The sequence below is a fragment of the Sodalis sp. RH24 genome (assembly GCF_047324145.1).
Lineage (GTDB): Bacteria > Pseudomonadota > Gammaproteobacteria > Enterobacterales > Enterobacteriaceae > Acerihabitans.
In genome coordinates this window covers 5,386,768-5,400,196 of the sequence record NZ_CP178729.1, presented here as the reverse complement: position 1 = coordinate 5,400,196, position 13,429 = coordinate 5,386,768, and the positions used below count along the sequence as shown (strand labels likewise).

Annotated in this window: 11 protein-coding genes; 10 read left to right on the top strand and 1 reads right to left on the bottom strand. The window is 60.6% G+C overall.

Annotated elements, in window-relative coordinates:
• The first annotated feature begins 339 nt into the window (after positions 1-339).
• The 6 genes from ACL2XG_RS24535 to mepS all read left to right on the top strand — a co-directional run bounded on the left by ACL2XG_RS24535 (position 340) and on the right by mepS (position 6,479).
• The gene (locus tag ACL2XG_RS24535) at positions 340-1,590 is read left to right on the top strand and encodes a sugar efflux transporter (protein ID WP_413723472.1); all 1,251 of its coding nucleotides are present in this window, start codon (positions 340-342) and stop codon (positions 1,588-1,590) included.
• Between the two features lie 30 nt (positions 1,591-1,620).
• Complete coding sequence (gene yeiP / locus ACL2XG_RS24530; RefSeq protein ID WP_410014302.1) at positions 1,621-2,193, top strand: elongation factor P-like protein YeiP; 573 nt, start codon at positions 1,621-1,623, stop codon at positions 2,191-2,193.
• 37 nt (positions 2,194-2,230) lie between these two features.
• Complete coding sequence (locus ACL2XG_RS24525; protein WP_413723283.1) at positions 2,231-3,721, top strand: mannitol dehydrogenase family protein; 1,491 nt, start codon at positions 2,231-2,233, stop codon at positions 3,719-3,721.
• Positions 3,718-4,698, top strand: a complete 981-nt coding sequence (locus ACL2XG_RS24520; RefSeq protein ID WP_413723284.1) for a CobW family GTP-binding protein — start codon at positions 3,718-3,720, stop codon at positions 4,696-4,698. The genes ACL2XG_RS24525 and ACL2XG_RS24520 overlap by 4 nt, the downstream gene beginning before the upstream one ends.
• A gap of 53 nt (positions 4,699-4,751) precedes the next feature.
• A complete protein-coding gene (locus ACL2XG_RS24515) occupies positions 4,752-5,465 on the top strand; it encodes a phosphatase PAP2 family protein (RefSeq protein ID WP_413723285.1) in 714 nt (237 codons plus the stop codon).
• A 405-nt stretch (positions 5,466-5,870) separates the two neighbouring features.
• Entirely contained in the window at positions 5,871-6,479 is a 609-nt protein-coding gene (gene mepS, locus ACL2XG_RS24510; protein WP_413723286.1) for a bifunctional murein DD-endopeptidase/murein LD-carboxypeptidase, read from the top strand.
• Between the two features lie 352 nt (positions 6,480-6,831).
• Here mepS and ACL2XG_RS24505 read toward each other — a convergent pair whose 3' ends face one another.
• Positions 6,832-7,662, bottom strand: coding sequence for a sugar phosphate isomerase/epimerase family protein (locus tag ACL2XG_RS24505; protein ID WP_413723287.1), 831 nt, complete (start codon positions 7,660-7,662; stop codon positions 6,832-6,834).
• A gap of 168 nt (positions 7,663-7,830) precedes the next feature.
• Here ACL2XG_RS24505 and ACL2XG_RS24500 point away from each other — a divergent pair, with 168 nt between their 5' ends.
• The 4 genes from ACL2XG_RS24500 (at position 7,831) to yejF (ending at position 13,424) form a co-directional block, all read left to right on the top strand.
• Positions 7,831-9,651: an extracellular solute-binding protein gene (locus ACL2XG_RS24500; RefSeq protein ID WP_413723288.1), complete on the top strand. Its 1,821-nt coding sequence runs from the start codon at positions 7,831-7,833 to the stop codon at positions 9,649-9,651.
• Between the two features lie 66 nt (positions 9,652-9,717).
• Positions 9,718-10,812: a microcin C ABC transporter permease YejB gene (locus ACL2XG_RS24495; RefSeq protein WP_410014295.1), complete on the top strand. Its 1,095-nt coding sequence runs from the start codon at positions 9,718-9,720 to the stop codon at positions 10,810-10,812.
• Complete coding sequence (locus tag ACL2XG_RS24490) at positions 10,809-11,831, top strand: ABC transporter permease (protein WP_410014294.1); 1,023 nt, start codon at positions 10,809-10,811, stop codon at positions 11,829-11,831. The genes ACL2XG_RS24495 and ACL2XG_RS24490 overlap by 4 nt, the downstream gene beginning before the upstream one ends.
• Before the next feature lie 3 nt (positions 11,832-11,834).
• A complete protein-coding gene (yejF, locus tag ACL2XG_RS24485) occupies positions 11,835-13,424 on the top strand; it encodes a microcin C ABC transporter ATP-binding protein YejF (RefSeq protein ID WP_413723289.1) in 1,590 nt (529 codons plus the stop codon).
• The last annotated feature ends 5 nt before the right edge of the window (positions 13,425-13,429 follow it).

The window sequence follows — 13,429 nt, the reverse complement described above, 5'->3', positions numbered from 1 at the left end:
TAATCACGCTGAAACGTTTCAATAAAGTCTCCGACGTTGGCGGCATGATTGCAAGCGCCCGTCGACTATTCCTGTCGGATCTTTGAAGCGCCGCACAGTTTATCGTTATTCAGGCACGTCCCGGCCCGCCGGGACGGCTTTTGCTGACGCGCTGCTGAAGACCCCATCCCCCATGCCCGTCGCGGCCTGACCGGGGCCGCCCGCGCAGCGATCCGGCGGCGCGCCTTGCCGCCGGCCGACGTCATGCTGAAGTGGATTTATTTTCGCCGCCGGCTGTTGTTTTTCGCCAACAGGCGTATTATTCGGGCGTCCATTTGTCCTGATCCCGATGCCATTATCATGCACACGCCTATCGCCCTCCCGCGGCGCCTTCCGGATATGACCGCCCCGGCCTTTCTGGTTATCGCTTTTCTCTCCGGCATCGCCGGCGCACTGCAGTTGCCGACCCTGAGCCTGTTCCTGTCCACGGAAGTGGCGGCCCGGCCCTTTATGGTGGGCCTGTTCTATACCGGCAGCGCGGTGATAGGCATCGCGGTCAGCCAGTTCCTGGCCGGCCGGTCGGATAAAAAAGGCGATCGTAAACGGCTGATCCTGCAATGCTGCCTGCTGGGCGCGGCGGGCTGCGTGCTGTTTGCCTTTAACCGCAGTTATTTTGTCCTGCTGGCCTGCGGCGTGTTATTGACCAGCTTCGGTTCCACCGCCAACCCGCAGATGTTCGCCCTGGCGCGCGAACATGCCGAGCAGACGGGGCGCGAGGCGGTCATGTTCAGTTCGGTAATGCGCGCGCAGGTGTCCCTGGCCTGGGTCATCGGACCGCCGCTGGCCTTTGCCCTGGCGCTGGGCTTTGGTTTCAAAGTGATGTATATGATGGCCGCCGTCACCTTCGTGGCCTGCGGCGCGCTGGTCTGGCTGGCGCTGCCGTCGATGCGCAAATCGGCGCTGAAAACCGCCGCGGTGCTGGAGGCGCCCCGCCGCAACCGCCGCGACGCGATGCTGCTGTTCGCCGCCTGCACGCTGATGTGGACCTGCAACTGCATGTACCTGATCAATATGCCGCTCTATCTCATCCACGAGCTGCAGCTGCCTGAAAAACTGGCCGGAATGCTGATGGGCACCGCCGCGGGCCTGGAGATCCCGACCATGCTGGTGGCCGGCTATGTGTCCAGGCGCTTTGGCAACCGGCTGCTGATGCGCATCGCCGTCGGCGCCGGGCTGCTGTTTTACCTGGGGTTGCTGGTGTTTACCGCCCCTATGGCGCTGCTGGCGCTGCAGTCGCTGAACGCGGTGTTTATCGGCATTCTGGCCGGCATCGGCATGATCTATTTTCAGGATCTGATGCCGGGCCAGGCCGGCGCCGCCACCACGCTGTTTACCAATACCGGACGGGTGGGCTGGATTATCGCCGGTTCGGCCGCCGGGCTTATCGCGGAAATCTGGCAGTACCATACGGTGTTTTTTGTGGCGCTGCTAATGATTGCCGGCGCCGGTTATTGCATGTGGCGCATTCGTGATGTAGATTCGCCGCTGCCCCGCGACACGCACTTTTCCCCCTTGCCTGAAGGCCCGGGCAACGGTAACGTGTCGCCATAGACTCCGATACAATTATACAGGTCCACTTTGATGGCTAGAGCAAACGAAATTAAGCGCGGCATGGCGGTAAATTACAACGGCAAACTCCTGCTGGTAAAAGACATTGATATCCAGAGCCCAAGCGCGCGCGGGGCCAGTACGCTGTATAAGATGCGGTTTTCCGACGTCCGCACCGGCCTGAAGGTGGAGGAGCGCTTTAAGGGCGACGATATCCTCGAGACCATCAACCTGGTGCGCCGCTCGGTGACGTTTTCCTATATCGACGGCGAAGAATATGTCTTTATGGACGACGAGGACTATACCCCGTACCTGTTCAAGAAAGACCAGATAGAAGACGAACTGCTGTTTATCCCCGAAGGCGGCATCCCCGGCATGCAGGTGCTGACCCTGGAAGGCCAGGTGCTGGCGCTGGAATTGCCGCAAACGGTGGATCTGGAGATTATCGAAACCACGCCCGGCATCAAAGGCGCGTCGGCCAGCGCCCGCACCAAGCCGGCGCTGATGAGCACCGGCCTGACCGTCTCGGTGCCGGAATACCTGAACAGCGGCGAAAAGATCCGTATTCACGTGGCGGAACGTCGCTATATGAGCCGCGCCGACTAACTATTTCCAGGCCAACGGCCAGACGGGGTGCATCATCATGGCGACCCTTGCCTCGCATCACCTTCCCGCCGGGGTGCAACAGCCCGGCTACGATCGCGCCCTGCTTAAGAGCCGCATCGTACATATCGGTTTCGGCGCGTTCCACCGCGCCCATCAGGCGGTAATGACCGATCGGGCGCTTAACGCCGTTGGCGGCGATTGGGGCATCTGCGAGGTCAGCCTGCACAGCGCCGGTTTACTGCAGGCGCTGCGCGCCCAGGATCATCTGTTTACCGTGCTGGAAAAAGACGGCGCCGGCGAGCAGGCGCACGTTATCGGCGCGGTCCGCGAGTCGGTTATCGCGGCAGAGGTCGGCATCGCGGCGGTGCTGGAAAAGCTGGCCGAGCCGCAGGTGGCCGTCGTCTCGCTGACCATTACCGAAAAAGGCTATTGCATCGAGCCTGACAGCGGCGAGCTGGACCGCGCCAATCCGCGCGTCCAGGCGGATATCCTGCATCCCGGGGCGCCTGGCACCGTGCCGGGTATTCTGGTGGAGGCGCTGCGCCTGCGCTATGCGCGCGGTCTCGCGCCGCTGACCCTGCTGTCGTGCGACAATATTCCCGGCAACGGCCAGGTGCTCAGGCGGGCGGTGCTGGGCCTGGCCCAGGCCAGGGATCCGCTGCTGGCGGCATGGATCGGGGAACAGGTGTCGTTTCCGGCCACCATGGTCGACCGTATCGTGCCCGCCGCCACGGAAGAAACGCTGGCTGAGATTGCCGCCCTTATCGGCGTGGCGGATCCCTGCGCCATCGCCTGCGAACCCTTTATCCAATGGGTTATCGAGGATAATTTTGTTGCCGGCCGGCCGGACTGGCAGGCGGCGGGCGCGCAGTTTGTCCCCGACGTCGCGCCGTATGAAGAAATGAAGCTGCGCATGTTGAACGGCAGCCATTCCTTTCTGGCCTGGCTCGGCTATCTGGCCGGCTACCAGCATATCAGCGACTGCATGGCGGACCCGGGCTACCACGCCGCCGTGGCCGCGATGATGGCGCGGGAACAGGCGCCCACCCTGCGCCTGGGCGCCGGGGAAGTGGACCTCGCCGCCTACGCCGCGCAGCTGCTGGCGCGCTTCGCCAATCCGGCGCTGAAACACCGCACCTGGCAGATTGCCATGGACGGCACGCAAAAGCTGCCGCAGCGCATGCTGGACCCGGTGCGCTGGCATATCGCCCACGGCGACGGCTATCCCCTGCTGGCGCTGGGCATCGCAGGCTGGATGCGTTATGTGGGCGGCCGCGACGATCTCGGCGCGCCTATTGATATCCGCGATCCGCTGAGCGACGAGCTGCGGCGCATCGTCGACCACAGCCCCGACGGCGAGCCGCGGGTGCTGGCGCTGTTGGCGCTGCGTTCGGTATTCGGCGCGGATCTGTCCGCCAGCCCCGCCTTTGCCGCCGCCGTCACCGCGGCGTATCTCGCGCTGGCGCGGGACGGCGCCAAAGCGACGGTGGCCGCCGTCCTCTCCCCGGCCGCCCGGGGACGACCATGACCGCCCGCACCACCCTGATTACCGGTTTTCTCGGCAGCGGTAAAACCACTACCCTCTTGCATCTGCTGGCGCAAAAACCGGCCGGCGAACGCTGGGCGGTCCTGGTGAATGAATTTGGCGAGATTGGCGTCGACGGCGCGCTCCTGGCCGACAGCGGCGCAGTGCTCAAGGAAATTCCCGGCGGCTGCATGTGCTGCGTCAACGGCCTGCCCATGCAGGTGGGATTAAATACCCTGTTGCAGCGCAACACCCCCGATCGGCTGCTGATCGAGCCGACCGGGCTTGGCCATCCCAAACAAATCCTCTCTTTGCTCACCTCGCCGGTATATGAAAACTGGCTGACCCTGCGCGCCACCCTGTGCCTGCTGGACGCGCGCCAGCTCGGCGACGCACGTTACCGCGACAATGAAAACTTCCGCGACCAGCTGGCCGCCGCCGATGTCATTATCGCCAACAAGCAGGACAGCTACCAGCCGCAGGATCGCGTGCTGCTGGCCGAGTGGGCCGCCGGGCACGGCGATGGACGCCAAATAGTCGACGCCGTCCAGGGCCGGGTGCCGCTGTCATTGCTGGACCTGCCGCGCCTGAACGCGCGCGAACTGCCCGACGGCGCCCACCATCACGCCCCCCCGGCGCCCAAGGCGGGACTCGCGGCGCTGCGGCTGCCGGGCAATACCGGCTGGCGGCGTGCGCTGAACCAGGGCCAGGGCTACCAGTCCTGCGGCTGGATTTTTGACGGCGCCACCACTTTCGATACCATCGGCCTGCTGGAGTGGGCGCGGCTGGCGCCGGTGGAACGGGTCAAGGCCGTGGTACGCATCCCCGAAGGCACCCTGCAGGTCAACCGCCAGGGCCAGGACTTGCGCATCGAGACTCTGCCCGCACCGCCGCCCGACAGCCGGATTGAATTGATCAATCCCGCCCCGGCGGATTGGAACGCGCTGCAAACGGCTTTGTTGAAGATTCGTTTAAATTAGCAGGAATACTATAATCACCTTAATTTAGTCACTTGTTTTATAGGTGCTGAGTCATGCGTCGCTTACCTGCCGTTATTTTGCTCAATATCCTGGGCATCGCGCTTTTTGTCTCATGGTACCTGCCTTCGCACCACGGATTCTGGTCGCGACTGGATACGGCGATCTTCCTGTTTTTTAATCATATCGCCGCCAGTAGCCATAGTTATGCCGTATTCCTGGCCGTCACCAACTATCGCGCGTTCGATATCACCTCCCTGCTGGCGATGGGCCTGCTTTACCTCCACTACCTGTTGCGCACCCCGCCGGATCGGCGCTATCAATTGATAAGCCTCGGCATCGTCATGCTGCTTTCGGCGCTGGTGCTTAACCAGCTGGGGCACCTGCTGCCGGTCAGCCGCCCCAGCCCGACGCTGTTTTTCCAAAATGAGGACGGCGTGGTGCGCGTGTCGCAATTTAGCCGCATTCCCACCAAGGACGCTTCCATGGATAGCTTTCCGGGCGACCACGGCATGATGCTGATGATTTTTGCCGCCTATATGCTGCGCTATTTCGGCGGCCGGGCGTTTGCCTGCGGCATGGCTATCGTGGTGCTGTTCTCCCTGCCCCGGGTGATGATTGGCGCGCACTGGTTCAGCGATATCGCGGTGGGATCGCTGTCGGTGGTGCTGGTCGGCCTGAGTTGGTGGCTGATGACGGATGCCAGCGATAAGGCGGTGAGCTGGTTTAACCAGCGCTTGCCGGGCGTGCGCGACCGGCGATATCAATAGGAATTAATTATAGCGGGGGCGGCCTGTGACGGCGTCCGGCGGTCGCCACGTTACGGGAAGGTTGCGGGATCGCCGGCCCCCGGGCGGCGACAATGCCCGCCCGCCGCCATTCCCGGCAAACGGCGGGGCTTTTTGATCCAATTCTTAACGTTTAATTTAATACTATTTCACATCACCAAAAGTTATAAAATAGTCGATAAAAATCCTCGCTTTCCCTTATTCATTACGGTACCCTCGAATTCGCTGTACTTATACACTGATATTTTCCCGCTAATAAAAATGTGTGAGTAATACCACACAATGCAGGAATAACGGTTGGTCAATCAGTATTTGCGCATTATTCTCGATTCGCTCGGTATTTTATAGCGGCACCGTCGCTAAGGACTTTAAGGGATAACACTTATAATGGTCAAATCTCAACCTATTTTGAGATATGTGCTGCGGTTAATCCCCGCAGTGGCGGCGGCAGTTATGCTTTCCGCCTGTAGTTCTCATGGCAGTCAACAAACAGCTGAGATGCATGCAGTCAACGATAAAAGTGATTTTTTACTGCAAGCCTCTCAGGATCAATTCGAAGATATGGTCCGTAATGTCGATGTGAAGACGAAAATTATGGATCAATATGCCGTATGGAAAGGCGTTCGGTATCGCCTGGGCGGCAGCTCTAAACGTGGTATAGATTGTTCGGCTTTTGTACAGCAAACGTTCCATGAACAGTTTGGCCTGGAATTGCCGCGCTCAAGCAGCGAGCAGCAGGGTATTGGCGCTAAAATCCAGCGCACCAAGCTGCGTCCAGGAGATCTGGTCGTGTTCCATGCCGGTTCCACCGGGCGCCATATGGGGATTTACCTGGGCAACGATCAGTTTGTCCACGCATCCACCACCAGCGGCGTCACCATTTCCAGCCTATCGGAAACCTACTGGAACAAGCGTTATCGGGAAGCACGGCGGGTATTAACCGGCGGCGCCAAGGGGCAGATGACCACGGCAATGCGCGGCAACAGCAACTCCTGATAATTAACGGTTATTATTTAAATGTCCTGAATGCCGAACGAGATAAAAGCCGCCTGCCCGGGCGGTTTTTTTTTGACCATTATTAAAGATTTGTATATCTGTTTTTTTGCTTAATACATATTCTTCGAAGCTCATCACTATTCTCGCCGCTATATTCCCAGCTCCTTAACATATTTGCCTGCATGTTATCAACATATTAATTATTATAATCCGCGTCATTTGTCCGTTTGCCGTTATGCTACCGGCGGCCAGCCCGCCCGCGATTGCGCCATATCGGCTAATTATTAAGCACGATAATATATCAGTTAAGGCAATATATGGGCGCAACATCCCATGCCCGCGGGCACGCTAATTATGGCCGGCGCGCCGTTATCTCCCGTTCCAGCCACGCCAGCGAGGCAAACCCCTCGGCGGCGATGCGCTGCGGCGTTTCCCGCTGATACCGGTCGCTGAAAATTTCCAGCGACCAGATGCCCCGGTACCCTGCCGCCGCCACTTGGCGCGCAAAACCGGCGACATCCAGGATGCCCTGGCCCGGAAAACAGCGATGATGCCGGCTCCAGGCGTCTACCGGCTGCGACGGCCGCGGGCGCGGCGCGGCATCGGCCATCTGCACGTAAAAGATTTTTTCCGTCGGGATGTGCGCCAGGCCGTCGAGGTTATCCGCCAGGGCCAGGATATGAAAGCTGTCCAGCGCCAGGCCCAGGTTGGGCATGGCGACGGTGCTGACCCGCTCCCAGGCCTGGCGGTAATGATGCACATGGCGCCCCCAGGCCAGGGCCTCATAACAGATGGCGCAGCCATAACGCTGCGCCAACTCGGCCAGGCGCAGCAGATCGCCGTTTTGCGCCTCTTCGTCCGCCAGGGCATCCTGGTCCACCGAACTGCATACCAGCAATTGCCGGCATCCCAGTTCTGCCATGGCGTCAAACATGCGCCCGGCCTCGGCCAGCACGCCGGCGCGGCCGGCCGCGGGCGCCCCGTCGGCGTTGCGCAGCGGCTGCAGCAGCACCGCCTCAAGATCGAGCGCGTCGAGCAGCCGTTTAACGTCGCGCGCGGTACCGGGGAAGCGTTGCACATCGTCGTCAAACAGCTCCACGGCGTCAAACCCCGCCCGGGCGATGGCCTCAAGCTTTTCCGGCAGGCTGCCGGCCATGGATAGGGTAGCAATGGACTTGCGCACCGTCGTCCTCCTGATTAAAGGGTGTATGGCTTAATAATCTGATTGATAATTTTGACATTAATGGCAAAAAAACCGTTAATGGCATTGTTTTAGGCATTAGTATAATAGACAGCCTTCAGCGGCTTGCCCTTTCAATACTATTTGGTGTTATCCCAGGAGCGTAACCTGATGTTTCCACGTGTTTGGATTGCGCTGATTCTCAGCGTCGTCTGCCTCGGCCCGCGCGCCGACACTATTGACACTATTAATGAAAGCTACGCTTTTGCGCTATTGGGCCAGCCGAAATACCCCAGCGACTTCAGCCATTTTGATTACGTCAACCCCGCCGCGCCCAAGGGCGGCGCCATAACCCTGGCGGCCATCGGCACCTTTGACAATTTTAACCGTTTTGCCCTGCGCGGCTCGGCGGCGATGCGCACCGACCAGCTCTATGACGGTTTATTTATCACCTCGGACGATGAGATGGGCAGCTATTATCCCCTGGTGGCGGAATCGGCGCGCTATCCCAGCGATTTTTCCTGGATGGAGGTGTCCATCAATCCCCAGGCGCAGTATCACAACCATCAGCCCATCACCGCCCGGGACGTGGCCTTCACCTTCGGCAAATTCATGACCGAAGGGGTGCCGCAATTTCGTATTTATTACAAAGGCGTCACGGTAAAAGCCATCGCGCCGCTCACGGTACGCTACGAGTTTCCCAAACCCGATAAAGAGATGCTGCTGGGCCTGCTGACCTTGCCGATTATGCCGGAAAGCTATTGGCAGCATCACAAACTCGGCGACCCGCTGACCTCGCCGCCGCCGGCCAGCGGGCCTTACCGCATTACGTCCTGGCGTACCGGGCAGTATGTCACCTACTCGCGTGTCCGCGATTATTGGGCGGCCAACCTGCCGGTCAACCGCGGCCGTAATAATTTTGACAGCATCCGTTATGATTATTACCTGGACGACAACGTGGCGCTGGAAGCGTTTAAAGCCGGCGCGTTTGATTTGCGCATCGAAAGCTCGCCCAAGCTGTGGGCCACGCAGTACCACGGCGGCAACGTGGAACGCGGCTATATCATCAAGCAGGAAATACCCAACGATGCGCCGGTCGCAACGCCCTGGCTGGCATTTAATATCCAGCGCCCGCTGTTCGCCGACCGGCGGGTGCGCGAGGCGCTGACGCTGGCGTTTGATTTTGAATGGATGAACAAGGCGCTGTTTTACCAGGGGTACCAGCGGGTCGACAGCTATTTCATCAATACCGACTATGCGGCGCGGGACTATCCCGGCGTGGACGAACTGGCGGTGCTGGCGCCGCTGAAAGGCCAGGTGCCGCCGGAGGTGTTTACCGAACGCTATCAGCCGCCGGTATCGGACGGCAGCGGTTATGACCGCAAAAACCTGCTTAAGGCGCTTGGGCTGTTAAAGCAGGCCGGCTGGGAATTAAAGGACCAGCAATTGGTCAACGTCAAAACCGGCAAGCCGTTTGCCTTTGAAATGATGCTGATGAGCGGCAGCAATAGCAGCAATTACATCCTGCCCTTCCAGCACAACCTGCAGCGCCTGGGCATACAGATGACGTTGCGTCAGGTGGACAGCGCGCAGTTTACCAACCGCCTGCGCAAACGTGATTTTGATATGATGCCGTCAAACTATGCCGCCTTCCCCTACCCCAGCGGCGATTTGCAAATCCTGTGGGGCAGCGCCTATGTGGAATCCAGCTATAACCGCCCCGGCGTCAAGGATCCGGCGGTTGATCGCCTGATCAACGAAATCGTGCGCCACCAGGGCGACGAAAAAGCGCTGCTGCCGCTGGGGCGGGCGCTGGACCGGGTGCTGACCTGGAATTATTTTATGATCCCCCAGTGGTTTTCCCACCAGACCCGTCTGGCCTATTGGGATAAATTCGCCATGCCGGCCGTTAAACCCACCTATGCGCTGGGTTTCGATACCTGGTGGTATGATGTCAACCGGGCGGCCAGGCTGCCCGCGGAACGACGCTGACGCCGGCCGCGGCCGCTCGGTGCGTCCTGCGTCTGACTATCGACAAAGCTCTAAGGGAGGAGCCGCTTGCTAACCTATTTGTTACGCCGTTTATTGCTGGTGATCCCGACGCTTTGGGCCATCATTACCCTGAACTTCTTTATCGTGCAGATCGCCCCCGGCGGACCGGTGGATCAGGCCATCGCCGCCATTGAGATGGGCCAGCAAAGCGGCTTCAGCGCCGGGCACAGCGACCCCGCCGCCCGCGTGCAAACGCTGCACGGCGGCCAGATTGGCGACAGCCAGTACCGCGGCGCCCGGGGCCTGGATCCGGAGGTGATTGCGGAGATTACCCGGCGCTACGGCTTCGATAAACCGCTGCATGAGCGCTATTTCACCATGCTGTGGAACTATGTGCGCTTTGATTTTGGCGACAGCCTGTTTCGCGGCGCCACGGTAATGCATTTGATCAGGGAAAGCATGCCGGTCTCCATTACCCTCGGCTTGTGGAGCACGCTTATCATCTATCTGGTGTCGATCCCGCTCGGCATCAAAAAAGCGGTGCGCAGCGGCAGCGCCTTCGACGTCTGGAGCAGCACGCTTATCATCATCGGCTACGCGATCCCGGCCTTCTTGTTCGCCATCCTGCTGATTGTGCTGTTCGCCGGCGGCAGCTATCTGGACTGGTTCCCGTTGCGCGGTCTGGTCTCGAGCCATTTCGATAGCCTGCCGTGGTATAAAAAAATCACCGATTATCTTTGGCATATCACGCTGCCGGTGCTGGCCACGGTGATTGGCGGATTCGCCACCCTGACCATGTTGACTAAAAACGCGTTCCTGGACGAGATCCGCAAGCAATACGTCACCACCGCGCGCGCCAAGGGGCTGACGGAAAACCAGATCCTCTACCGCCATGTGTTTCGCAACGCCATGCTGCTGGTGATAGCCGGTTTCCCCGCCACCTTTATCAGCATGTTTTTTACCGGTTCGCTGCTGATTGAGGTGATGTTTTCCCTTAACGGCCTGGGGCTGCTGGGGTACGACGCCACCCTGCAACGGGATTACCCGGTCATGTTCGGCACGTTATATATCTTTACCCTGATCGGCCTGCTGCTCAATATCCTCAGCGATATGACCTATACGCTGGTCGACCCGCGCATTGATTTCGAGGGCCGCCAATGAGACTGAGTTCCGTCAACCAGGCGCGCTGGGCGCGTTTTCGCCGCAACCGCCGGGGCTACTGGTCGTTATGGCTATTTCTGCTGCTGTTTATCCTGAGCCTCGCCTCGGAGCTGGTGGCTAACGACAAGCCCCTGCTGGTGCGCTACCAGGGACAATTTTATTCGCCGCTGCTGTTTAACTACAGCGAGACCACCTTCGGCGGCGAGCTGGCGACCAGGACCGATTACCGCGATCCCTATATCGCCGGGCGGTTGGCCGCGCACGGCTGGGCGATATGGGCGCCGGTACGCTATGACTACCGCACCATTAACTTCGCCACCGCCCGGCCCTTCCCGTCGCCGCCAAGCCGGCAGAACTGGCTGGGCACCGACAGCACCGGCAAGGATGTGCTGGCCAACTTATTGTATGGCTTCCGGCTGTCGATGCTGTTCGGCCTGGCGCTGACCCTGCTTTCAAGCGTTATCGGCATTATCGTCGGCGCCAGCCAGGGCTATTATGGCGGCCGGCTGGACCTGTGGGGACAGCGCTTTATTGAAGTCTGGTCCGGCATGCCGACGCTGTTTTTGATTATTTTATTATCAAGCGTCGTGCCGCCGGACTTCGGGTGGCTGCTGGCCATCACCGTGCTGTTCGGCTGGATGGGCCTGGTGGGCGTGGTGCGCGCCGAATTCCTGCGCGCCCGTAATTTCGACTATATCCGCGCCGCCCAGGCCATGGGGGTTAGCGATCGGATGATCATGCTGCGCCATATGCTGCCCAACGCCATGGTGGCGACGCTGACCTTTTTGCCCTTTATCCTGTGCGGGTCCATTACCACCCTGACCTCGCTGGATTTTCTCGGTTTCGGCCTGCCCATCGGCTCGCCGTCCCTGGGCAATCTGTTGCTGGAAGGCAAAAACAACCTCCAGGCGCCGTGGCTCGGCATTACCGCTTTTGTTACGCTGGCCCTGGTGCTGTCATTACTGATTTTTATCGGCGAAGCGGTGCGCGACGCCTTTGACCCCAGCAAGGCGCATTAACCTATGACCACGCCATTGTTAGAAATCAAGGAACTGAGCGTCGCCTTTCGCCAGGGCAATCAAACCCGGCAGGTGGTGGATAAGGTGACGCTGGCGCTTAACGCCGGCGAAACGCTGGCGCTGGTAGGCGAATCCGGTTCGGGCAAAAGCGTTACCGCCCTGTCGGTCCTGCGCCTGCTGCCCCAGCCGCAGGTGTGCTACCCCCATGGCGATATCCTGTTCGCCGGCAAGAGCCTGCTGCATGCCCCAGACGCAACGCTCAGGCGCGTGCGCGGCAATGACATCGCCATGATCTTCCAGGAACCGATGTCGTCGCTCAACCCGCTGCACAGCGTGGAAAAACAGCTGCTGGAGGTGCTGGCGCTGCATCGGGACATGCGCGGCGCCGAAGCCCGCGCCGAAGTGCTGGCCAGCCTCGATCGGGTGGGCATCCGCCAGGCCAAATCCCGGCTGCGGGATTTCCCGCACCAGCTCTCCGGCGGCGAACGCCAGCGGGTGATGATCGCCATGGCCCTGCTCACCCGGCCCAAACTGCTGATTGCCGACGAGCCGACCACCGCGCTGGACGTAACGGTACAGGCGCAGATCCTGACATTGCTGACCGACCTGCGCCGGGAGATGGGCATGGCGCTGCTGTTTATCACCCATAACCTGAATATCGTGCGCCGTCTGGCGGACAACGTGGCGGTGATGCAGGAAGGGAAATGCGTGGAGATCGGCGGGCGCGACGCCCTGTTCAGCGCGCCGCAACACCCTTATACCCGCCGTCTGCTGGCGGCGGAGCCGGGAGGCGAACCGCTGCCGGTGCCGCCGGGAGCGCCGGCGCTGCTGCGGGTCGCTAATCTGGGCGTGACCTTTTCCGGGCGCCAGGGGCTGTTTCGCCGCCAGGCGGCGCAAAAAAGCGCCGTGCGCGGGGTGTCATTTAGCCTGCGGCGCGGCGAAAGCCTGGGCTTGGTGGGCGAATCCGGCTCAGGCAAAAGCACCACGGCGCTGGCGGTGCTGCGGTTGCTGAAATCCGACGGCGAGATCTGGTTTGACGGCCAGCCGCTGCATCAGTTTAACCGGCGCGGCATGCTGCCGCTGCGCCGCCGTATCCAGGTGGTGTTCCAGGACCCGAACTCGGCGCTGAATCCCCGGCTGACGGTGGCGCAAATCGTGGTGGAGGGGCTGCGCGTGCATCATCATTTTTCGGCGCAGGAACAGGACCGGCGGGTGATTGCCGCGCTAAGCGAAGTGGGGCTCGATCCCGACACCCGCCATCGTTACCCCGACGAATTTTCCGGCGGGCAGCGCCAGCGCATCGCCATCGCCCGGGCGCTGATTTTGCAGCCGGACGTGGTAATCCTCGATGAACCCACCTCGTCGCTGGACAGATCGGTGCAGGCGCAGATCCTGCAGTTGCTGAAATCACTGCAGGAAAAACACCAGCTGACCTACCTGTTTATCAGCCACGATCTGCAGGTGGTGCGGGCAATGTGTCATCAGGTGATGGTACTGCGGGAAGGTGAAGTCGTGGAACAGGGCGCCTGCCGGCAGGTGTTCGACGCGCCCTCGGCGGAGTATACTCGCCAGTTGCTGCTGGCGGCCGGGTAAGCGCG

Coding starts and splice junctions, on each gene's coding strand:
- ACL2XG_RS24535 (WP_413723472.1), top strand. CDS start 340: ATGCACACGCCTATCGCCCTCCCGCGGCGCCTTCCGGATATGACCGCC.
- yeiP (WP_410014302.1), top strand. CDS start 1,621: ATGGCTAGAGCAAACGAAATTAAGCGCGGCATGGCGGTAAATTACAAC.
- ACL2XG_RS24525 (WP_413723283.1), top strand. CDS start 2,231: ATGGCGACCCTTGCCTCGCATCACCTTCCCGCCGGGGTGCAACAGCCC.
- ACL2XG_RS24520 (WP_413723284.1), top strand. CDS start 3,718: ATGACCGCCCGCACCACCCTGATTACCGGTTTTCTCGGCAGCGGTAAA.
- ACL2XG_RS24515 (WP_413723285.1), top strand. CDS start 4,752: ATGCGTCGCTTACCTGCCGTTATTTTGCTCAATATCCTGGGCATCGCG.
- mepS (WP_413723286.1), top strand. CDS start 5,871: ATGGTCAAATCTCAACCTATTTTGAGATATGTGCTGCGGTTAATCCCC.
- ACL2XG_RS24500 (WP_413723288.1), top strand. CDS start 7,831: ATGTTTCCACGTGTTTGGATTGCGCTGATTCTCAGCGTCGTCTGCCTC.
- ACL2XG_RS24490 (WP_410014294.1), top strand. CDS start 10,809: ATGAGACTGAGTTCCGTCAACCAGGCGCGCTGGGCGCGTTTTCGCCGC.
- yejF (WP_413723289.1), top strand. CDS start 11,835: ATGACCACGCCATTGTTAGAAATCAAGGAACTGAGCGTCGCCTTTCGC.